24 protein-coding genes and 1 pseudogene are annotated in these 19755 nt (G+C 52.9%); 20 read left to right on the top strand and 5 right to left on the bottom strand.

All coding sequences use genetic code 11. The features are described from left to right. Positions 1-128: 128 nt before the first annotated feature. From A1332_RS26125 to leuA, 3 genes are read right to left on the bottom strand one after another with little or no spacing between them, the layout of a single operon-like run. Positions 129-509 carry a hypothetical protein gene (locus tag A1332_RS26125; protein ID WP_231890356.1) on the bottom strand — a complete coding sequence of 127 codons (381 nt, stop codon included), beginning with the start codon at positions 507-509 and terminating at the stop codon, positions 129-131. Then, complete coding sequence (locus tag A1332_RS26130) at positions 493-933, bottom strand: class I SAM-dependent methyltransferase (RefSeq protein WP_231890357.1); 441 nt, start codon at positions 931-933, stop codon at positions 493-495. The genes A1332_RS26125 and A1332_RS26130 overlap by 17 nt, the downstream gene beginning before the upstream one ends. Before the next feature lie 14 nt (positions 934-947). Then, complete coding sequence (gene leuA, locus A1332_RS18415; protein WP_064009897.1) at positions 948-2678, bottom strand: 2-isopropylmalate synthase; 1731 nt, start codon at positions 2676-2678, stop codon at positions 948-950. A 162-nt stretch (positions 2679-2840) separates the two neighbouring features. Between leuA and A1332_RS18420 the strand changes: the two genes are divergently transcribed. From A1332_RS18420 to A1332_RS18430, 3 genes are all read left to right on the top strand, one after another. Further along, entirely contained in the window at positions 2841-3314 is a 474-nt protein-coding gene (locus A1332_RS18420; protein WP_064009898.1) for an Lrp/AsnC family transcriptional regulator, read from the top strand. A gap of 289 nt (positions 3315-3603) precedes the next feature. Then, positions 3604-5379 (top strand): serine hydrolase domain-containing protein, encoded by a 1776-nt coding sequence (locus A1332_RS18425; protein ID WP_064009899.1) that lies wholly within the window; start codon positions 3604-3606, stop codon positions 5377-5379. A 308-nt stretch (positions 5380-5687) separates the two neighbouring features. Next, on the top strand, positions 5688-6608 hold the full coding sequence (locus tag A1332_RS18430) for an EamA family transporter (RefSeq protein WP_064009900.1): 921 nt from the start codon (positions 5688-5690) through the stop codon (positions 6606-6608). Positions 6609-6893: 285 nt separating this feature from the next. Here A1332_RS18430 and A1332_RS18435 read toward each other — a convergent pair whose 3' ends face one another. After that, positions 6894-7310 carry a winged helix-turn-helix transcriptional regulator gene (locus tag A1332_RS18435; RefSeq protein ID WP_064009901.1) on the bottom strand — a complete coding sequence of 139 codons (417 nt, stop codon included), beginning with the start codon at positions 7308-7310 and terminating at the stop codon, positions 6894-6896. 108 nt (positions 7311-7418) lie between these two features. Here A1332_RS18435 and A1332_RS18440 point away from each other — a divergent pair, with 108 nt between their 5' ends. Then, positions 7419-7964, top strand: coding sequence for an MAPEG family protein (locus A1332_RS18440; RefSeq protein WP_064009902.1), 546 nt, complete (start codon positions 7419-7421; stop codon positions 7962-7964). A 28-nt stretch (positions 7965-7992) separates the two neighbouring features. Here the strand turns inward: A1332_RS18440 and A1332_RS18445 are convergent, their stop codons facing one another. Further along, positions 7993-8703 (bottom strand): autoinducer binding domain-containing protein, encoded by a 711-nt coding sequence (locus tag A1332_RS18445; RefSeq protein ID WP_064009903.1) that lies wholly within the window; start codon positions 8701-8703, stop codon positions 7993-7995. A gap of 230 nt (positions 8704-8933) precedes the next feature. Between A1332_RS18445 and A1332_RS18450 the strand changes: the two genes are divergently transcribed. The 16 genes and pseudogenes from A1332_RS18450 (at position 8934) to A1332_RS18520 (ending at position 19441) form a co-directional block, all read left to right on the top strand. Continuing rightward, entirely contained in the window at positions 8934-9365 is a 432-nt protein-coding gene (locus A1332_RS18450) for a GNAT family N-acetyltransferase (RefSeq protein ID WP_064009904.1), read from the top strand. A 7-nt stretch (positions 9366-9372) separates the two neighbouring features. Further along, the gene (locus tag A1332_RS25015) at positions 9373-10482 is read left to right on the top strand and encodes an NAD(P)H-dependent oxidoreductase (RefSeq protein WP_082879772.1); all 1110 of its coding nucleotides are present in this window, start codon (positions 9373-9375) and stop codon (positions 10480-10482) included. Between the two features lie 22 nt (positions 10483-10504). Then, a complete protein-coding gene (locus A1332_RS18460) occupies positions 10505-11026 on the top strand; it encodes a GNAT family N-acetyltransferase (RefSeq protein ID WP_064009905.1) in 522 nt (173 codons plus the stop codon). Positions 11027-11045: 19 nt separating this feature from the next. Continuing rightward, positions 11046-11606, top strand: a complete 561-nt coding sequence (locus A1332_RS18465; RefSeq protein ID WP_064009906.1) for a histidine phosphatase family protein — start codon at positions 11046-11048, stop codon at positions 11604-11606. A gap of 27 nt (positions 11607-11633) precedes the next feature. Then, a complete protein-coding gene (locus tag A1332_RS18470; protein WP_082879773.1) occupies positions 11634-12314 on the top strand; it encodes a shikimate dehydrogenase family protein in 681 nt (226 codons plus the stop codon). 358 nt (positions 12315-12672) lie between these two features. Next, positions 12673-13059: pseudogene (locus A1332_RS18475) on the top strand (DUF4260 domain-containing protein). A gap of 36 nt (positions 13060-13095) precedes the next feature. Next, positions 13096-13779 (top strand): hypothetical protein, encoded by a 684-nt coding sequence (locus A1332_RS18480; protein ID WP_064009907.1) that lies wholly within the window; start codon positions 13096-13098, stop codon positions 13777-13779. Between the two features lie 39 nt (positions 13780-13818). Next, entirely contained in the window at positions 13819-14301 is a 483-nt protein-coding gene (locus A1332_RS18485) for a GNAT family N-acetyltransferase (RefSeq protein ID WP_064009908.1), read from the top strand. Between the two features lie 31 nt (positions 14302-14332). Continuing rightward, positions 14333-14899 carry a hypothetical protein gene (locus tag A1332_RS18490; RefSeq protein WP_064009909.1) on the top strand — a complete coding sequence of 189 codons (567 nt, stop codon included), beginning with the start codon at positions 14333-14335 and terminating at the stop codon, positions 14897-14899. 103 nt (positions 14900-15002) lie between these two features. Further along, a complete protein-coding gene (locus tag A1332_RS18495) occupies positions 15003-15662 on the top strand; it encodes an HAD-IA family hydrolase (RefSeq protein WP_064009910.1) in 660 nt (219 codons plus the stop codon). Between the two features lie 23 nt (positions 15663-15685). Next, a complete protein-coding gene (locus tag A1332_RS18500; protein ID WP_064009911.1) occupies positions 15686-16237 on the top strand; it encodes a pyridoxamine 5'-phosphate oxidase family protein in 552 nt (183 codons plus the stop codon). Between the two features lie 130 nt (positions 16238-16367). After that, the gene (locus tag A1332_RS18505; protein WP_064009912.1) at positions 16368-16997 is read left to right on the top strand and encodes an FMN-binding negative transcriptional regulator; all 630 of its coding nucleotides are present in this window, start codon (positions 16368-16370) and stop codon (positions 16995-16997) included. A gap of 151 nt (positions 16998-17148) precedes the next feature. Continuing rightward, positions 17149-18261, top strand: a complete 1113-nt coding sequence (locus tag A1332_RS18510) for an alpha/beta fold hydrolase (RefSeq protein WP_064009913.1) — start codon at positions 17149-17151, stop codon at positions 18259-18261. Between the two features lie 111 nt (positions 18262-18372). Next, complete coding sequence (locus A1332_RS26570; protein ID WP_197491509.1) at positions 18373-18765, top strand: GNAT family N-acetyltransferase; 393 nt, start codon at positions 18373-18375, stop codon at positions 18763-18765. Between the two features lie 95 nt (positions 18766-18860). Further along, positions 18861-19007, top strand: coding sequence for a hypothetical protein (locus tag A1332_RS25410; RefSeq protein WP_157204049.1), 147 nt, complete (start codon positions 18861-18863; stop codon positions 19005-19007). Positions 19008-19030: 23 nt separating this feature from the next. Further along, complete coding sequence (locus A1332_RS18520; protein ID WP_197491510.1) at positions 19031-19441, top strand: GFA family protein; 411 nt, start codon at positions 19031-19033, stop codon at positions 19439-19441. Positions 19442-19755 lie beyond the last annotated feature (314 nt).

Genomic DNA, 19755 nt, shown 5'->3' on the forward strand with positions numbered 1-19755 from the left:
TTTTTCAACAGAATCGGCCGTACTGACACAATCAGGTAAGCACTTGAGTATGAAGGCCGCGCGAATTGCGAAGTGCATTCGCAAAAATGAAAGTCTCTTCCATTCGCCCGAATGCGTTTCGCTATTCCCTAATACGCGGGCTTCAGATTAGCCGATTTCACCGCCTCAACCTCCAGCAAGGCCATCGCCACATGGGCTGTGCCATCCACGCTCAACGGCACTTGTTCCAGGTAACTCGAATAAACCGCTTCGATAAACGATTCTCTCAGGTTCTCCGGAATCCGTTGCGTATAAGGCATCCAGGTGGTTCGAATCCAGCTCGCCAAGCCATCCTGGCCTTGGTGGACCATATCCTTGGCGACGAGTTCGAGCCGTTTGACGGTAAATCTGGCCGCTTCCAGCATCACCCGGTATTCATCGACCCCTGGAAAGGTGTACGGAAACTCGAAGCCGATAAAATACTGCAACCATGGGGCCGTATCCTTTACCCGGTCAATCGCCGCCCGCATGTCGGCTGCATCGCCTTTGCCGCCCATGCGCAGCAGGATTTTGCCACTGCTTTTTAGGCTTCGGTATAACCGGTTGGTGCTGCTTGACCCAGTGCAGCACCGCGTTGGAGAAAACCACGTCGAAACCTTTGATAAAGCTTAAACTCCCTGCATCCATGACCCGGAACGATAGGTTGGGGTGCTGCTTTTCCGGGTATCGGCGTTTGGCCAGCGCTATCATCGCTGCCGAGTTGTCTATGCCGACCACCGTGCCGCAGTCGACGATTTGGGCGATTTCCGCCGTGACTTTGCCGTCGCCGCAGCCTAAATCCAGTACGGTTTCGTTGCCGGTTAATTGCAAAACAGCCATCATCTCTTTAGCCCATTGCTGTTGGGCATGCGAGTGTTGTGCATAATCCTGGGCGTTCCAGCGGTAAGTATTCAATGTTGTCTCCTGTTTCAGTTTGTAGGGGTTACGTCTGGCGTGCTATTCGCGGTAAAACCAGCGTTTTCAAACTCGCGGTGTTGCCAGACGGTATCGTCGGCCAAGCGATTATAGCCACTGATCAGAGCCTTGATGGATGCGGTGACGATGTTGCCGTCCATGCCGACGCCAAAGGCCGTTGGGCCGTTCACTTCCGCCAGTTCGACAAAGGCGCAGGCCTGGGCATCGCCGCCGCTGCCGGTCGAGCGTTCCTCGTAGCTGCACACCGACACCGCGCCGCCGAGCGAGCCTAAAGCCTGGACGGCCGCGGCTATCGGTCCGTTACCCACGCCGGTTAAATCGCGCGGTTCACCGTCACACTCGATTTGCAGCTGTATGCCTTGCCCTTGCGCATGCTCGTACAATTGATGGCCCAGGTAACGCAAGGGCTTTGCCACATCGAGATAAGTCTGCGCGAACAATCGCCATAACTGTTCCGCACCGATTTCGCCGCCTTGGCAGTCGGCATGGCCTTGCACCACTTGCGAAAACTCCACCTGCAGGCGGCGCGGCAGTACGATGCCATAATGGCTTTCCAGCAAATGGGCGATGCCGCCTTTGCCGGACTGGCTGTTGATGCGGATCACCGCGTCGTAACCGCGTCCGACGTCGGCCGGATCGAACGGCAGATACGGCACGTTCCAGATGCTACCGGGCTGCTGGGCGGCAAAACCTTTCTTGATCGCGTCCTGGTGCGAGCCGGAAAACGCGGTGAACACCAGTTCGCCGGCATAGGGTTGGCGCGGCGGCACGGCCAAACCGGTACAAGCCTCGAAATCGCCCACCACTTTATTGATGTCGGAAAAATCCAAGCCCGGTGCGATGCCTTGGGTATACAGGTTCAACGCTAGCGTCACCAAATCCACGTTGCCGGTGCGTTCGCCGTTGCCGAACAAACAACCCTCGACGCGCTCGGCGCCAGCCATCAACGCCAGTTCGGCGGCGGCTACCGCCGTGCCGCGGTCGTTGTGCGGATGCACACTGAGAATGACGCTGTCGCGGCGGGCAATATGACGATGCATCCATTCGATCTGGTCGGCGTAAACGTTTGGCGTCGCCGTTTCCACCGACGATGGCAAATTCAGGATAATCTTGTTGTCCGGTGTCGCGCCCCAGGCGGCGCTGACCGCATCGCAAAACTCGACGGCGAAATCCAATTCGGTAGCGGTGAAGGTTTCCAGGCTGTATTCCAAGCGCCATTGCGTTTCCGGCTGGTCGGCGGTCAATTGTTTGACCAGCCGCACCGCATTGACGGCCATCGCCAATACTTCGGTCCGGCTCATGCCCAATACCAGGTCACGAAACGGTGGGGATGTCGCGTTGACGATATGGACGATGGCCGAACGTGCGCCGCGCAAGGCTTCGACGGTTCGGCGCAACAGCGGCTCGCGGGCGTGGCTGAGCACTTCTATGGTCACGTCGTCGGGTATCAACGCGCCGTCTATCAAGCGACGCACGAAATCGAAATCGGTTTGCGAAGCTGAGGGAAACGCCACTTCGATTTCCTTGAAGCCAATGGCGCACAAAGTATGGAACAAACGCAGTTTGCGTTCGGCATTCATCGGTTCGAACAAGGCCTGATTGCCGTCGCGCAAATCGGTGCTCATCCAGATCGGCGCTTGGTTAATCGTGCGATTAGGCCATCTGCGGTCGGTAAGCGCCACCGGCGGGAATGGGCGATATTTGCGGGAAGGGTCGTTCAACATGGCTGCTTACTCTCGGTAAATGGGATGCCGATAAGATAAGCCAAACCGTCCGCTAGGCGATTGCGTTTATGCTATATAAAATACTAATTATTGATAGAATATTGCCGTATTAATGTAAAAATATTTATTTAATTGTTTTATTGTCTGAATAAGGGATATTTTATGGAGCTGGATCGATACGACATTAAAATCTTGAACATCCTGCAAGCCGACGGCCGCATCAGCAACCAGGAACTGGCCGACCGCATCGGCCTGTCGCCGTCACCTTGCTTGCGGCGGGTGAGGGCGTTGGAGGAGGGCGGCCTGATCGTCGGCTATCGGGCACTGTTGGATGCCAAAGCCTTGGGTCTGACGCTGACGGCCTTGATCCACATCTCGATGGACCAACACACGCCAGAACGTTTCAGCGCCTTCGAAGCGGCGGTTGCCGGCATTCCGGAAGTGATGGAATGCCTGCTGATCACCGGCCAGACCGCCGATTATCAGCTCAAGGTTATGGTCAAGGACTTGGACGCCTACCAGGAATTGCTGTTGAATCGCGTCACCGGCATTCCGGGTGTCAGTGGGGTGCACACCAGCTTCGTGTTGCGGCGGGTGGTGGATAAGACGGCGTTTCCGGTTGGGGTAGGGGCATGATCGTTCCGAACCCATTACCGGCTGAGTTTGCTAACATGCCAACACACTAATTCAGCCCGTTACCCAGAAATGAACGCCGCAATCATCATTCAACGCGCAACTAACTACGATGTCAGAGTCTGCCTTCGCGTAGGCTCAAGGCCGCACTGTTAAAACGTTTGACTACAGTTGGCTCGCCTAATACCATCCACGCACCAAAATCAGCTTTGGTAAAAGCCTCAAAGCACCAAACACAAGGGCTTGTAATCTTGCTGGCCGACTAATCGATGATCACCCCTTCAAGGACCAGATGAAAACCTATTTGACATATTTAAGCGCGATATTGCTTTTGCTAAGCGGTTGCGCCGGTTCTCCGCCGCTAAAGCCGGATACTGTACAACACGGCGATTATAGTTATCTCAAGGCTCATCTTTCCTGGCTGATTGAACAGGAAATGTCCGAACAGGATGTGGAAGGCTTGAGCATCGCCGTGGTGGATGATCAGCAGATCGTCTGGTCTCAAGGTTTCGGCTATGCCGATCAAGCCAGGCAGATTGCCGCCACACCGGAAACGGTTTATCGAACCGGCTCCATCTCCAAGCTCTTTACCGATACGTTGGTCATGCAACTGGTCGAGCAAGGCAAACTGGATATTGATCGGCCGTTGCAAACTTATCTGCCGAATTTCGCCATCAAAAGCCGTTTTCCTGATACCGGACCGATAACTCCGCGTAACATCATGACCCATCATTCCGGTTTGCCGGGCGATAGAGGCAATGGCATGTGGACTAAGAATCCCGTACCGTTCAGTCAGCTTGTCGACCCGCTGAAAGACGAGTACGCCGCCTATCCTCCCAATCGCATCTTTGCCTATTCGAATCTGGGCATTACCTTATTAGGGACGATGCTGGAACGGCTTACCAGCCAGGATTTCAGCAGTTATGCCAACCGGCAGCTGTTAAAACCGCTCGGTATGACGAATGCGGCATTTTCGCAGGGCATAGCGGGAGAACTGGCCTCGAAAGCCTATAAGAATGATCAGGAAAAGACGGAAGTGGCACTGCGCGATATGCCGGCCGGGGGCTTGAACGCGAATGTCTTGGATTTGAGCCGTTTTATCGCGATGGTCTTGGCGGACGGAAAAGCCTATGGCCGGCCCATATTGAAGCCGGAAACCCTGCATGAAATGCTACGCCAGCAAAACCAGGACGTGGCGCTGGATGTAGGCACCAAAACCGGTTTGGGTTGGTTCTTGACCAGCAAGCCCGGTATCGGCGATGTGGCCGCACACGGCGGAGCCACGCTGTTTCACCGGAGCCTGCTGACGGTGGTGCCGGAACACAAGCTGGGCGTGGTCGTGCTGGCTAACTCCCCGCCCACCGGCGACTTGATCGACAAAGTCACCGATAAGGCGCTAAAACTGGCGATTGCGATAAAAACCGGCCAGCCGCTGCCGGAGGACGCCGAAACACCCGTGATCGAAACCCGCGGCTTAACCCCGCAAGAACAGCAACTGGCGGCCGGGCAATATGCAACCGCGCTGGGCTACATCAAGTTAACGGCGGATGGCGATACCCTGGCCACCGAACTGAACGGCAGCAGCATGGATTTGGTCGGCAGGGACGACGGCAAATTCGGCATTCGCTACAAGCTGTTGGGTTTGATACCGGTACAACCCAAGCAACTGGCCGAAGCCGGCGTGTCGGTACGCCATGTCGACGGACATGATCTGGCGCTGGCTCATTGGCAAGGCCAAACCTTTGTGTTGGGCGAAAAAATTCAACCCGTACCGATTCCTGCCTCCATGCGTAACCGTCTGGGCGATTACGAGATTGTGAATCTCGCCGAAGGCGAGGCGATGGTTCCGGAAAAATGCGCCCTACGCGAACGGGATGGTTTTTTGATGCTGGAGTATTCCATCCCCGCTTTCGACATGAATAATCTGACTTTTCCCATTGCACCGGTATCGGAAAATGCAGCCGTCATTCTTGGACTGGGACGAGGCATGCAGGAAACCGTTCGGCTGGAGACGATCAACGGCCAAGATTTTGTGGCCTATTCCGGGTATTTATTGCGGAAGAAATAAGCAATCCCTTTAGGATTAACAGTCGTCTCCCAAGTATTTGGCATTCTTCAACACTTTCACTCGGATGGACGTTTTATCATCGCGTAAGCTTTGCCATTACCGGATGCGTGGCGGGTTACAAACCTTTGCCCTAGTCGGCAACCCATGTCTTAGCAAAGCTTCGATACGCTTTAACCGATTTTCCAACCGATAGGCTGTTGCATGGCACCAACCTCAATTATTGGCAACAAAAAATATACGTCCTGGTTGTTACGCTCTTGGCTGGCAGAGGAGCACGTAGAAACTGTAATTAGTCAGGCGTTTACAGAATGAAGGCGAAGATTTGGGCCGCGTTGTTGGCCGTTTATCTGGTGTGGGGATCGACTTATTTGATGATCCGCTTTGTGGTCGAGACGCTGCCGCCATTTTTCTCGGCCGGATTGCGTTTTGTCGTGTCCGGCGTCATTTTGCTGGCTTGGCGGCGTCTGTCCGGCGATGCCGTGCCGACCTTGCGGCAGTGGCGTTCAGCCGCCATTGTCGGCACTTTGTTATTGCTCGGCGGCAACGGTTTAGTCTGTTGGGCCGAACAAACCGTCCCGTCCGGCGTCGCCGCGTTAATCATCGGTGCCGTGCCTATGTTTCTGGTGATTGCCGACGCACTCAGACCTAACGGCGCCAGACCGACGCTACGCGTATTGGTCGGCCTAGTCATTGGTTTTATCGGAATTTACCTGCTGGTCGGTCCATCGGTGTTTTCGGACGGTATGCCCTTAAATATGCCCGGTGTGGCGGCGCTATTGCTCGCCAGTTTGCTTTGGGCCGTTGGTTCTATCTATAGCAAGACCGCAGATTTGCCGAAGACGGCACTGATGACAACGGGCGCGGAAATGCTGGCCGGCGGATTTGCCTTGTTGGTTGTCAGCGTCCTAAGCGAAAACTGGCGTGTCTTCAGCCTTGCCCAGGTATCGGCCGACTCATGGCTGGCCTTGGCGTATCTGATAGTGTTTGGCTCGATGATCGGTTTCGCATCCTACGCTTGGTTGCTGCAGAATGCGCCGATCTCGCTGGTAGCAACGTACGCCTATGTTAATCCGCTGGTGGCGGTATTTTTAGGCAACTGGTTCGCGCAAGAACCACTCACGCCGCGCATCCTGAGTGCATCGACTATCATCATCGGGGCTATCATATTCATGAACAGTTCTCACGGCTCTCGGACCAAGCCGGCAGCGGAGCGAGGCGTGAGCAAGTGATGCATCTCGACACAAGTGAACCCACTTGAGTCTCGGCGCTGAATGCAAAAGACGAAATACCATGAGGTTGTGTGCCCATAATCGAACGGTCGATGTGGCAGGTTTTAGCGGCACGACGAGTCGAATTAACAAGCTGTTCTGGCTGTTGCCGGTCTTGTTGATGACTGGTATTCGCTATCAGTCCAAAATTTCGGGACGGTGGAAGTTATAAAAATGTCCTACAAAATTTTTCTCTGGCAAAACGTAGACAGCCACTCCGAATTTTCGTTTTTGTTGCAAACACGATCAGGTTTGCCGGACCCGTGCCGCTTCCTGCAAATCTGCTATTAGCTGCTGCGGCTCTTCTTGATAGCGGCGCATGAGTTCCGGTGGGGCTGCCGTATGTTTGTCGTAAATCACGCTCCAGCGGCTAATTTCGAGTAGCACAGGGATCAGATCAAGTGCTTTGTCCGTCAGCTCATAAAACACTTGGCGCTTGTCTTCGGGCTTATGTTTGCGGATAACGAGTCCGTCCGCCTCCATTTTCTTCAATCGAGAAGCCAGAATATTAGTTGCTATTCCTTCTTTCGAAGTCATCAGCTCCCGGTAGTGCCGTTTGCCGCTTAGCATCAGATCGCGGAGTACGATCAACGTCCATCGGTCTCCGAACACTTCGAGGGCATAATCAATTGGGCATCTATTTTCGAGTTTCAAGTCGGACATCTGGCTTATTTACTTGCGTTTTGCAATTGAAATGGGATAATTAGTTGCATATTGCAAGTATATCAACCAGGGCTTATTCCGCAAACCACGTTCATAAGGAAATCGTATATGTCGCCAATAAATTCTACTGCCACCAATGTCTCGTTGCTGCGGATTTACACAGCTCCTTGCATGATTGTCGGCTCGGCCGTAGCTTGGTTATTCTGGCTATTAGCCGGTGAACATCACTCTGTACGACCGGAATTGCTCGTTTCTCCCATGGCCGCGCTCTTTACGCTGACGGCTTTGGTTTGGCTGATTATGGTCGTTGCGCGCAATGTGGCGGTTATTCGCGGGCATGCATCGATCGGATATTTTGCGGATTTTAAGTCCGATATCCCAGCGGATGATCGATTCGAACGTCCCGCTCGAACTTTCAATAATCTAATGCAAGTACCAGCGCTTTTTTATGTGATTTGCCTATTGATGCTTATAGTGAAAGAAGCCGACAACGTTCAAATCACCCTCGCTTGGGCTTTTGTTATACTCAGGTGTATCCATGCCATTATCTACATGGCGGTAAACTGGGTGCCATATCGCTTCGCGACTTGGGCTTCAAGCTGCATCATTGGCACCCTTTGGTTTCGCTTTGTGACGGTGGTTGGGTTTGGCTAAGCTTGGATGGAATCCGGGTGGATGGTTGTTACAAAAAACCGAGCATCGCCGCTTTGACGGCTGCCGAGGTTTTGTTGGCCGCATTCAATTTCGTCGCGGCATTGTTGATATGAAAATTAACGGTCCGCTCGGTTATTTTCATGATGCTGGCTATTTCGCCAGAAGTCTTGCCATCGGCAGTCCAGCGTAGTACCGCAATCTCGCGGTTCGATAATTTGGTATCCGCTTCCGGCAGCAATTTTGGCAACAAACGGCGCGACAAGGCAATATGCGCATTTTGGGTCAACCAAGCCATTTTGAAAGCCTTGGCTGCAAGCTCGGTTTCGCTAAGCGGCTCATCGGATCGCGCTAAAGTCAGCATGCCAGTTGCACTATGGACATCCCGCATGGATTGCGCCCAACCATAACGCAACCCGAACGAATGCGCTTCCTCCCAAAACTCCGCCGTCGAAGCGAACAAACCGTCCGTCCAGAGGATAGGTAGAGTCGAGCACAGGGCGTGTTTGATGGTGGGATCGACCGCACAATAGTTTTTAGCTTGATACTGTGCTTGCCAAGCCGTTGGATAATTACTGGTTTTCACGATCTTCGGATTGTTCAGCGGCAGCACCAACCTAAGTCCATAGGCACAGTAATCAAAATCCAATTCCGCAGCCAACGAAACGATGGTTTGAAAAAGCTGATGTTCACTATCATTAGTCTGCAACGCTTGAAGTTGAATTTCTTGCCAAGCTTTCATGGGTTTACCGTCGTTAGAACTGTTCGAAAGCTTATCCTAAAGAGTGAAAACGCCGAAATTCAATATGGCTGGAATATTTATCAGCAAAATAAAATGGCGATATAAGCTGTCAATATTGACAGTTGTTAGATGATTGCAAATAGCGTCTAATCTAACAAAGTTGGCAGGCGTTTCAGCTCCCGGTATTTCGTTTTTAAGCCAACTGCCATCCTTTTGTTTAGCCATATCCCATGACTTTCGATATTTTTATTACCAATACCGACGCCGAAATTCAAGCCTGTTTTCCGGTGTTTAGCGAACTGCGTCCGCATCTCACGGCGGACCAGTTTTTGGCCCAGGTTCGCCGCCAGCAAGCGCAGACCTACCAAATCCTAGCTGTTAGACAGAAAGGCGCCGTTAAAAGCGTAGCGGGTTTCCGTTTCGCCGAGTTTTTGGCCTGGGGCAAAATACTGTATATCGACGATTTAGCCACGCTAAGCGGCGAGACTTCGCAAGGTTTTGCCGGCGCCTTGCTCGATTGGCTGATCGAACATGCGCAAGCGCACGGCTGTCAGGGCGTGCACTTGGATTCCGGTTATCAGCGCTTTTCCGCTCATCGATTGTATCTTAACAAAGGCTTTCGACTGAGCAGCCACCACTTTTCCCTGGCATTTAACATTTAGCTTTGCAATGAAAATACTGGCTTTATCCGGCAGTTTGCGGGCGGCGTCCATCAATTCCGCCGTACTGCGGGCCCTAAGAACTTTGGCGCCGGCCTCTATCGATGTCTGTTTGTTTACCGCGCTCGGCGAACTGCCCTTATACAATCCGGATTTAGAAAGCGCGCCTCCAGACGTTGCGATCCAATTACGCAACGCAGTTGCCTCGGCGGATGCCTTAGTGATCGCCAGCCCGGAATATGCCCACGGCGTTACCGGCACTATCAAAAATGCGCTGGATTGGTTGGTGGCATTCGAGAGGTTTGTTGACAAACCGGTGGCGGTATTGAACGCTTCGCCACGCGCCTGTCATGCCGATGCTGCACTCCGGGAAACCTTGATCACTATGTCGGCCAAGGTGATCGAAGCGGCGTCGATCACCTTGCCGCTGCCGAGCGCGAATATCGGCGACGCAGACTTGCTGGCCGCGCCGGAAATAGCCTCTTTGCTTGCCGAGGTATTAGCGGAAATCGAAAGCGCGGTGAATCAATCGCCGGCGATGAAACCCTACCTGGACAGTAGCCTTTATATCGACAGCCAACATCCCGCGATCGTGGCGCAAGCCGCAAAGTTGGCGGAGAGTTGTGCTGGTGAGGAAGAAATTGCCAAACGCTGTTTCGAGTTCGTCCGCGACGAGATCAAGCATAGTTGGGACTACCGGCTGAATCCGGTGACCTGTAAAGCCTCGGAGGTATTAATCCACGGCACCGGCTACTGTTACGCCAAAAGCCATTTGCTGGCGGCGCTGTTGCGCGCCAATGGCATTCCGGCCGGGCTGTGTTACCAGCGCTTGACGATAGACGGCGACCAGCCCCCTCATTGCCTGCACGGTTTGAACGCGGTTTACCTCCAGCAATACGGCTGGTACCGGATCGATGCGCGCGGCAACAAGCCCGGCGTGGAAGCGGATTTTTGCCCGCCGCTGGAAAAATTGGCGTTTCCGCTTGTGAACCCTTCGGAACAAGATTTGCCCGGTATCCGGGCGGAACCCTTGCCGACCGTCGTCAAAGCCTTAACCGAAAACCCAACCGTCGAGCAGGTTTACGACAACTTGCCGGACTTTATCACGACAAACCAATGAGCATCGAAACCAACGCATCGCTATGAATTCGCCGCTGATCATCCGTCATGCCCTACCTACTGATGCTGACCGTATCAGCCAACTGATTTGCAGTGTTGCTGATTGCTGTACGGTTACTCCAGCCGGTGACGGCGCTGAGTTGTTTTTTTCGAGCATTTCCGTCCACGCTATCGGTAGTTACATCACCAAAGCCGATTTCCTTTATTTGCTGGGCTTGTTCGGCGATGAACTTGCCGGTGTCGTTGCCGTCCGCGACGCGCGGCATGTTTTTCATCTGTTCGTGGCGCCCGCGTTTCAATACAAAGGTATCGGCACGGCATTGGCGTTGCGAGCTATCGAGTTATCGCTGGCCGCAAGTCCGTCGGAAACCTTCACGGTCAATTCCTCTCTGCCCGCCGTGCCGTTTTATGAGCGGCTAGGCTTTCAGCCGCAAGGGCCTGGCATCGAGGACAAAGGCGTTGCATTTGTCCCCATGCAAATGGCAACATCGAGCCTAAGCACCGGAATCGTACCAATGATTGGCATTTCCTCAAGCACAGGTTAAATCTGCGAAGTGCGGCATTATGGAAATTACATTAATCAGGCACGGCAAACCGACATTCGAGCTGAAAGGCAAAGCCAAAGCGCGGGAGGTTGGCGAGATTATCAGCCGTTATGATTTATCCGGTATAGCGGACGAACCGCCGGCAAACGCCAAGCAGCGTGCATCGGCATGCCATGTTGCCGTTTGTAGTGATTTTACTCGTTCTTTAGAGTCGGCCAAGGCACTGGGGTTTCGCGACATTGTGCTGAGCAACCCCGTGTTTCGGGAAATTGCCGCACCTCATTTCAAAACGGGTTCGTTGACGATGTCGGTGGGCGCCTGGGGCGTGCTACTGCGATGTATGTCGGTGCTTGGTTTCGCTCAAAATGGCGAGTCGCTCGCAATGGCAAAAAGGCGGGCGCAAGTTGCGGCATCGACATTGATAGACATAGCGCATGAGCATCAACGTGTTTTGCTGGTGGGGCATGGTTTCGTAAATTACTTCATAGCCCAGGAATTATTAGCCAGAAATTGGGTTGGTCCGTCAAAGCCGGGCGGCGGCTATTGGGAATATGGGGTGTATCAATATCATCCAACATGACATGCAAAGGGACAATGACTCACTTTTATGCAGAATTCAAAAAGCATGCTTGCATCGATTACTGGCAGCACCAAAATACTTGGCGTAATAGCCGACCCTGTCAGCCAGGCTAGAACGCCCGCCATGGACATCACATTACTGAGTAAACAGGAACTCTTGGGTGCTTTTGTCATGCTCCCCATGCATGTTTCGGCGGAAGGCTTTCCCGCATTTATTGCCGGCCTGCGCGCTTTGAAAAACTTTGGGGGTGCTGTCGTTTCCATGCCGCACAAGATCGCCACCGCCAACTTAGTTGATGAGCTGACGCCCGAGGCGAGCTTAGTCGGCGCCGTGAACGTCATTCGCCGAAACGGTGATGGTCGTCTGATTGGCACTATGCTGGACGGTGAGGGTTTTGTTTCCGGACTGGTCGCCACCGGACACTGCGTGAAGGGGGCGAATATTCTTCTGGTAGGAGCCGGAGGTGTGGCGTCGGCCATTGCCTTCGCGCTGGCAAAATACGGTTGCGCTTCGCTATGCATACATAATCGTACGTGGGATCGGGCGAGTGCTCTGTCGGAGCGCGTCCGTCATGTGTATCCTCAACTTGAGGTAAGCACAGCAATCCCGGCAACTTCGCACTACGACATCGCGATCAACGGCACTCCGCTCGGCATGAGCCCGGACGATGAGCTTCCGATCAGCAAATCGCTAATCGGGGTACTGTGATCTGCTAGCCGATTGCGTGATCGCGCCGGAAATGACGAAATTGCTGCAAGAGGCTGCCAATCAAGGGAAAGCAATTCAGACCGGCGTTCCCATGTTGGCGGCGCAAATGACTTTAATGCTGGCATTCATGGGGGCGGAGTGAAACGCAATATGCCGGGAAAACGTGTCGATACACCGTAAAATCCTGGCTTGTGGTTATACCCGGATAATGAGCATATGACGCAACAGCGCTTACAAATTTCGCACCATGCCCTGTCAATACTGACAGTTGTTGCAAGACATTAATCTGGGTTGTAATTAACCCAAAATAATCAGTTTCTATGCAGAAATTGTTGGAGTCCAAATGTTAGGTGAAACTATGGGGGCCGTTCGCGTTTTGTTGCGACTGGAGGGATTTTGCGTATTGGTTGCGGCCTGCGTCGCCTACTCAAAATTCAGCTTGGACTGGGCTACTTTCGCAATCTACTTCCTGGTGCCCGATATTTCTTTGCTCGGTTATTTCGCCGGCGCCAAAGTTGGTGCCATTAGCTATAACACTGCGCACTCCTAGATCGGTGCCATTGCCAGCCTGATGATCGGCTTTATGCTTCCGTTCCCGGTACTGCAATGTGCCGGTTTAATCTGGTGTGCCCACATTGGCTTTGATAGGGCGCTGGGCTATGGACTCAAGTATCCGGAGGGATTCGGCTTTACCCATCTTGGCCGCATCGGCCGATTGGTTGCCAAACATTCAGACGTGCAATAACCGGGTTAGAAACCTAGAACATTAAGGAGTATTGAGTTGGCTTTTACACTAGACAAGGTCGTGCCCTGGGGGCGTTCGTACGCGGAATATATCGGTATGTTTGGCCTGACCGAGACCGATCTTGGCAAACATATTCTGGGTTGCGGTGACGGGCCAGCAGGATTTAACGTTGAGCTAACCAAGCGTGGCGGTGCTGTCGTTTCGGTTGACCCCGTGTATATCTTTTCTGTCGATCAAATCAAAAGTCGCATTGCCGAAACCTATGAAACAGTCATGGCGCAGACGCGTGAAAACCAAAACGACTTCATCTGGGATGTCATTCCATCAATAGGCGCGCTCGGAGAAATCCGCATGTCGGCCATGGATACTTTCCTCGCCGATTTCGATTTGGGCAAGCAGCAAGGTCGATACATCGCTGGAGAGTTACCGACATTGCCTTTTGCAAACGGGCAATTCGATATTGCCTTGTCGTCGCATTTTTTGTTTTTGTACAGCGCACACTTGTCGGCGGCGTTTCATCTTCAGGCGTTACAGGAAATGTTGCGCGTCGCTAGGGAAGTGCGGATATTTCCGCTGCTTGCGCTGGATGGATCGGTATCGCCTTATCTTTCTCTTGTTAGCGAAGAATTTGCCAGCCGAGGTTTTGATGTGCAGATTAATAAGGTTGCTTACGAGTTTCAACGCGGAGGTGATCAAATGCTAACCATCAAACCAAAATAGCGAACTTGAATTAAGCAGCTGCCGCATGTGAGTACGAGAATGAAATTGGAGTTTATTCAAGCAACGCCAGACTACGCAGAAGTTATTGGTTTACTGGTTGTCCAGTTGACTCAGGAAATCTGTGAGCGTACACATGCGCAGCATTTTGATATTGATTTGGAAGGTACGGTTCAGCGCTGTGAAGCCTTGTTATCCGCTGGCCACTACGCGGCTATTATTGGCTGGTCGGATAGTATCCCGGTTGCCGTCGCAACCATCGCCGAAACCTATGCCTTATATGCCGGCGGCAAAATAGGCGTCATTCAGGAGTTTTACGTTATTCCCGAGTTTCGCTGTTCGGGTGTTGGCACACTTTTGATTGAGCAGGTCAGAACCTATGGACAACAGCGGAGTTGGTCGTGCATGGAGTTATGCACGCCGCCGCTCCCGGAATTTGAGCGAACATTAAGTTTTTATCAGCATAATGGTCTTATTCCGGTTGGCGGTCGGAAAATGAGACAGAATTTGGCTACAAATGGCTAAGCGCTCGCCTAGTTGCCATGGAGAAAGGTTGATGAGATTCATTAGATGGTTGGTCGTGATTTTCCTGCTGTTACCGATTTCGGCGTTGGCCTTTTTCAAACCGGTTCGGGTGCTGGTTCCGGAAGCATTTGGCGTCCATTGCAACGAACAAAAGCTATGCATAGACGATTTTTCTCAGCTTGCGGCGGCGGAATCTCTACTCAACGACTCAAAAAGTTATCTTGCCAAGCAATGGGGCTTGTCTATCGGCGAGCCGAAGATCATCTTCTGTAGCACGGAGCAATGCCGGTCTGCATTCGGGCTAGCTAACAAGGCTGGCTTCACCTTGGGCAGTTTCGCTATCGTCATCGCGCCGCGAGCTTGGCAGCCACACTACGTGGCGCATGAGCTCATCCATCATTGGCAGGCCGATCACTTTGGCAGCCTGTCGCTGCTAAGCGGTGAGCATTGGTTGATCGAAGGCATGGCCTACGCCCTGAGTAACGATCCGCGCATAGCACTGCACGAACCATTTGAATCCTATCGTCAGAGGTTCAATAACTGGTACAGGCTTCATGCCGACATCCCGCTCAAAGAATCGCTGGCTGGGGTACTCTAAAAATGGCGTCAATAGGCCTATGCCATAAAAATCCGCCCAAGCCGCCAACATTGATCATATCGTCGGTCTTGGTCCGCTTCAGACGCGTAACAAGCTTCTCGCTATGAACAATATTTGTGTCATCTTCGATTTGGACGGCACGCTGGTTGACAGCGAGGGACTGTGCAATCAAGCCTTTCTCGATCTGCTTCCGCAATTGCATGATCCACTGGAGAGTTTGACCGAGCGCTATCGCGGCCAAAAACTAAGCTCGATTCTGATTGACCTTGAAAACCGTCTCGGCCTGAATCTGCAAGATGCGTTTGAACAGGACTATCGCCAGCGTGTTGCGGAACTCTTCGCGCGTGATTTGAAACCCATGCCAGGCGTTTTGGAAATGCTCGCAACCCTGAACTCGCCAAAATGCATTGCCTCCAGCGGACCGCTTCCAAAAATCCGTCAGGCCTTGGAAGTCAGCGGCCTTGCTGCTTATTTTGGTAACAATCTATTCAGTTCGTATGAGATCGGTTCTTGGAAACCCGATCCGGGTTTATTCCAATATGCCGCCAAAGCTATGGGCTTTGTGCCTGATCAGTGCGCGGTGATTGAAGATAGTGAAGTGGGGATTGAGGCTGCCATAGCAGCAGGTATGACGCCGCTTTACTATGTACAAACCGGCGTGACCTCTTCGTATCAGACCGCGGGCCATGTTGTATTCGATGATATGTCGCAACTGCCGCAATTGCTCGCGCAATTTGCTAACATGAACCAATCCAACCGTTAGCTATTCAAACCACCGAGACAGCCATGGGCAAGCGCTTCAACGAACTATCCGACAAACATATCCATTTCATCAGTGAGCAGAAACTATTTTTCGTCGGGACGGCGACTGCCGACAGTCGCGTGAATATTTCGCCCAAGGGTATGGACTCATTGCGGGTACTGAGCCCTAATCGCGTTGCCTGGCTAAACACCACGGGGAGCGGTAACGAAACCTCGGCGCATATCCAGCAAGCCCCGCGAATGACCATTCTGTTTTGCGCCTTTGAGGGTGCTCCGTTGATCTTAAGGCTTTACGGCACAGCGAAGGTCGTTCATCAGTATGACCCGGAGTGGGACGATCTTTTTACCCGGTTTAAACCGCTACCCGGTGCCCGGCAAATTTTCGACGTCGAGGTCGATCTGGTGCAAACCTCTTGCGGTATGGCGGTTCCCTACTTTTCATATACCGGTGAGCGGGAATTACTCTCGGACTGGGCGGAGAAACAAGGCGAACACGGATTATGGGACTATTGGACGAAAAACAATCAGACCAGTATCGACGGCATAACCACCCACATTCTGGAAAAAGGCGATTAACGTAATGCCTGACGACACTTTTTATTGAAAGTTACTCTGCGCATAGGTTCGGGTGCGGATCGCTTAAGTGAATCCAAATAGCAGCCCAAACACTACACGTTGCCCCATAACACTTAAACAGCAAGCACTCATGTATATCCCTAAGCATTTCGACGAACCCAAAATCGATGTCATGCAGACATTGATACGCCATTATCCGCTGGCGACGTTGGTCACCTTATCCGCCGACGGCATCAACGCCAACCACATTCCTCTTCATTTAACTGACGACGGTTCGCCTTGTGGTAGTTTGCACGGCCATATCGCCCGCTCGAATCCGCTGTGGACCGATTTCGATCCTCATATCGAAGTGTTGGCGGTGTTCCAAGCAGAAAACGCCTATATTTCGCCATCCTGGTATGCGACCAAACAACAAACCGGCAAGGTGGTGCCCACCTGGAATTATGCCGCCGTGCATGCTTACGGCACGCTACGGATCATCGACGATCTAGCCTGGATTCGCCGGCAATTGGAGGCTATGACGGAGGAATTCGAAACCGGTTTTCCCGAGCCTTGGTCTGTAGCGGATGCGCCTGGCGATTTTACCGAACGCTTGATCACACAGATTATCGGCATCGAAATCAGCGTGACGCGGCTGCAAGGCAAGTGGAAAGTCAGCCAGAACCAGTCGCCGGAAAACCGAAGTAGTGTGATCAAAGCGCTGCGCGAATCCGACCAGCCGGCCATGGCAAACTTGGTCACCGAGGCGGTCAAGCCCTGATTCAAGCCGATGATAGATGTCATTACGCTAAACGTTTTAACAATATCAAAAATGGATTTATCCGTGGGATGGAGGGGCGCAAGTTGAAACCCGACAACCGGTTCGGATGTGGTTTGATTGACCCGCACCATCCAACCTTCTGTTGGCTGACATGACATACATATTGTCGCGGCGTTTACGCTACTTGCTGTTCGGTGTGGCTATCGTCAGTCTTGCCGCGCTGGCAGGAGCCATTTATCAAGCCGAAAGAACCGCCGCCGACTTTGCCGCATTCCCGCCGCCAGGGCGCATGATTTCATTGAATGGCGTTAATCTCCATCTTTATTGCCTGGGCTCAGGCACGCCAACGCTGGTTCTCGAAGCGGGCCTTGGCGAAAATGTGTTGAGCTGGCATCCGGTTCAGACCAAACTTGCACAGACCATGCGCGTTTGCGCCTATGATCGCCCCGGACTGGGCTGGAGCGATCCCATAGATACTGCCATCCAGCCGGAAGAGGTAGCCAAAAACCTGCATGCGCTACTGAGCAATGCGGGTATTTCGCCGCCGTTTATATTGGTCGGTCATTCGCGCGGCGGAATCTACGTGCGCGCTTTCTATCACCAGTTTCCCGAAGAGACGCAGGGCATGGTCCTGGTCGATTCGACGCATGAGCAAAGCCCGATGCACCAGTATCCCTATGCCGCGTGGGACTACCGCAAACAAGCTATGCTGATTGCCATCGCCGAGCCGTTATCCCGAATTGGTCTCGTAAGGCTGTTGGGGATTGCCGATGCCGACCGCAGGCCTTCTCCGCTACCGGCGGCAATCCTGGCCGCGAAAACGGCGCTACAGAATCGCACCGATACCGCTCATGCGGTGGTCAATGAAATTGCCGTGATGCGCCAAGGACTCGATTCAGACACACCGCATCCAGGCAGCTTAGGCAATCTCCCGTTATTGGTTCTAACCGCCGGCAATCTGGTGGATCTGGATTTCGTCGCGCGCGAAGCGGGGAGAGCGGGCAAAGATGTCGAAGCGGAAAAAGCGCTTGCCCGAATTCAACAGGCAGAGCAGGACGATCTGGCTCGTCTGTCCAGTCATTCGCGGCATATCATCGTTAGCAACAGCGGCCATTTCATCATGCAGGACCAAGCCGATGAATTTGTCGGCGCGGTAAGCGAGTTTGCCAAATCCTTCAGTCTGAAATCAGGCGGCGAAGGCCAAACCAATGATACCGCCGGGCTTGCGCAAACTGCCGTGCAGACGGGTGAATTCAAACCTTAATCGTTGAGAGCTTCCATTGACCATACTACGCGATTTTCAGCAAGGCGACACGATGCAGGTCAATGCGCTAGCGCTTGATGCTTTCGAGCAGTTTAAGGACGTGTACTTGGATTGGCCCGCGTTTCAGGCAAAGATCGGCAACATGTCTGCTCTTGCCGATGTTGGGGAAATTATTGTTGCCGAAGTGGGGGGCAGATTGTTGGTGCCGTTGCATACATTGGCCCCAGCGCCCCGAAAGCGAACTTTTTTCGGCCCGAATGGCCTATCATGCGGATGCTAGTCGTCGCCCCGAACTCTCGTGGTCTCGGTATCGGACGTGCATTGGCCGAAGAATGTATCCACCGTGCCCAGCGAGACGGCGCATCCGTGTTCGCTTTACATACCAGTAAACTCATGGAAGTTGCCATGCCCATGTACCAACGGATGGGGTTTAGTTGGGTATCCCATACTCCCGAAATTCACGGAGTTGAATATAGCGTCTATGTTAAAGAACTTAACGGCTAATAATCGCTTCGAACGGTTCTATCTGCCGCCCTGTGTAAGTCTGCGCCGCTTGGCCCTTGCGAGCCTGATTTCCCCCAGCCGACAGATTGCACACTATGATTGAGTCCCCGAAAACCATCGCATTGCATGGCGGATACAGTCCCAGCTTCGAGCCGCATGCCGCCGCCGCGTTGGGCTTGAACATAGCTGCCGACCAGATTTCGCGGCATGCACGGCGAAAGAATTACAAAATCAATGTTTAAAAAATACAGAGGATACACCGCTCATGTCCGACATAATCAAAAAAGTAGGCAACACAATCATTAATGCCAAACACCGCGCCACCTGCCATTGCGGCGCGGTGGAACTCGAACTCGATCTTCCCGACGGCATCGTCGATCCGCGCCGTTGCGATTGTTCGCTATGCCGGCGCAAAGGCGCGATTATGGCGTCGGTTCCGCTCTCGGGAATCAGGGTCGTTAAGGGTGAAGAGGTCCTGAAGCTTTATCAATTCAACACCATGAGCGCCAAACATTACTTTTGCTCGATTTGCGGCATCTATACCCACCACCAGCGCCGCTCAATGCCGGAACAATATGGCTACAACGTCGCCTGCCTGGAAGGCGTTAACCCGTTTGAACTGGGCGAAGTGCGAACCGGTGATGGTGTCAATCATCCGGCGGATCGGCAGGGGTGATATTTCTTATCGCCATGGCGTTTGAAAATGCCAAACAGTCGCCGGGGTATGCGCCTCAACCGCGATAGAGGCTATCGAATGCCACGGACAGCCACACCCGATGTCAATGCAGTATGAGCGTTTTTGCGTATTCCAATGAAATTAGCCACCGATTCCGGATTGAAAGCAGCCATTCCAAATGTGGACCAGCCAATGGCGCCGTTGGGTTTTTGCGGGGTTGAATGCTCGGGGATCGGCAGAAAACCACAAGACGAAACAAAAGTGCCAATTACAAATCTCCAGCCAAAAGCAGGTGTAGATACCGTCTCTCAAGT

This window comes from Methylomonas methanica (assembly GCF_001644035.1).
In the GTDB taxonomy this organism is placed as follows: domain Bacteria; phylum Pseudomonadota; class Gammaproteobacteria; order Methylococcales; family Methylomonadaceae; genus Methylomonas; species Methylomonas methanica_A.

What these genes read in the sequence shown, in the direction of transcription:
- A1332_RS26125 (WP_231890356.1), bottom strand. Translation starts at nt 509, where the DNA reads ATGCGGGCGGCGATTGACCGGGTAAAGGATACGGCCCCATGGTTGCAG.
- leuA (WP_064009897.1), bottom strand. Translation starts at nt 2,678, where the DNA reads ATGTTGAACGACCCTTCCCGCAAATATCGCCCATTCCCGCCGGTGGCG.
- A1332_RS18420 (WP_064009898.1), top strand. Translation starts at nt 2,841, where the DNA reads ATGGAGCTGGATCGATACGACATTAAAATCTTGAACATCCTGCAAGCC.
- A1332_RS18425 (WP_064009899.1), top strand. Translation starts at nt 3,604, where the DNA reads ATGAAAACCTATTTGACATATTTAAGCGCGATATTGCTTTTGCTAAGC.
- A1332_RS18430 (WP_064009900.1), top strand. Translation starts at nt 5,688, where the DNA reads ATGAAGGCGAAGATTTGGGCCGCGTTGTTGGCCGTTTATCTGGTGTGG.
- A1332_RS18435 (WP_064009901.1), bottom strand. Translation starts at nt 7,310, where the DNA reads ATGTCCGACTTGAAACTCGAAAATAGATGCCCAATTGATTATGCCCTC.
- A1332_RS18440 (WP_064009902.1), top strand. Translation starts at nt 7,419, where the DNA reads ATGTCGCCAATAAATTCTACTGCCACCAATGTCTCGTTGCTGCGGATT.
- A1332_RS18445 (WP_064009903.1), bottom strand. Translation starts at nt 8,703, where the DNA reads ATGAAAGCTTGGCAAGAAATTCAACTTCAAGCGTTGCAGACTAATGAT.
- A1332_RS18450 (WP_064009904.1), top strand. Translation starts at nt 8,934, where the DNA reads ATGACTTTCGATATTTTTATTACCAATACCGACGCCGAAATTCAAGCC.
- A1332_RS25015 (WP_082879772.1), top strand. Translation starts at nt 9,373, where the DNA reads ATGAAAATACTGGCTTTATCCGGCAGTTTGCGGGCGGCGTCCATCAAT.
- A1332_RS18460 (WP_064009905.1), top strand. Translation starts at nt 10,505, where the DNA reads ATGAATTCGCCGCTGATCATCCGTCATGCCCTACCTACTGATGCTGAC.
- A1332_RS18465 (WP_064009906.1), top strand. Translation starts at nt 11,046, where the DNA reads ATGGAAATTACATTAATCAGGCACGGCAAACCGACATTCGAGCTGAAA.
- A1332_RS18470 (WP_082879773.1), top strand. Translation starts at nt 11,634, where the DNA reads ATGCAGAATTCAAAAAGCATGCTTGCATCGATTACTGGCAGCACCAAA.
- A1332_RS18485 (WP_064009908.1), top strand. Translation starts at nt 13,819, where the DNA reads ATGAAATTGGAGTTTATTCAAGCAACGCCAGACTACGCAGAAGTTATT.
- A1332_RS18490 (WP_064009909.1), top strand. Translation starts at nt 14,333, where the DNA reads ATGAGATTCATTAGATGGTTGGTCGTGATTTTCCTGCTGTTACCGATT.
- A1332_RS18495 (WP_064009910.1), top strand. Translation starts at nt 15,003, where the DNA reads ATGAACAATATTTGTGTCATCTTCGATTTGGACGGCACGCTGGTTGAC.
- A1332_RS18500 (WP_064009911.1), top strand. Translation starts at nt 15,686, where the DNA reads ATGGGCAAGCGCTTCAACGAACTATCCGACAAACATATCCATTTCATC.
- A1332_RS18505 (WP_064009912.1), top strand. Translation starts at nt 16,368, where the DNA reads ATGTATATCCCTAAGCATTTCGACGAACCCAAAATCGATGTCATGCAG.
- A1332_RS18510 (WP_064009913.1), top strand. Translation starts at nt 17,149, where the DNA reads ATGACATACATATTGTCGCGGCGTTTACGCTACTTGCTGTTCGGTGTG.
- A1332_RS25410 (WP_157204049.1), top strand. Translation starts at nt 18,861, where the DNA reads ATGATTGAGTCCCCGAAAACCATCGCATTGCATGGCGGATACAGTCCC.
- A1332_RS18520 (WP_197491510.1), top strand. Translation starts at nt 19,031, where the DNA reads ATGTCCGACATAATCAAAAAAGTAGGCAACACAATCATTAATGCCAAA.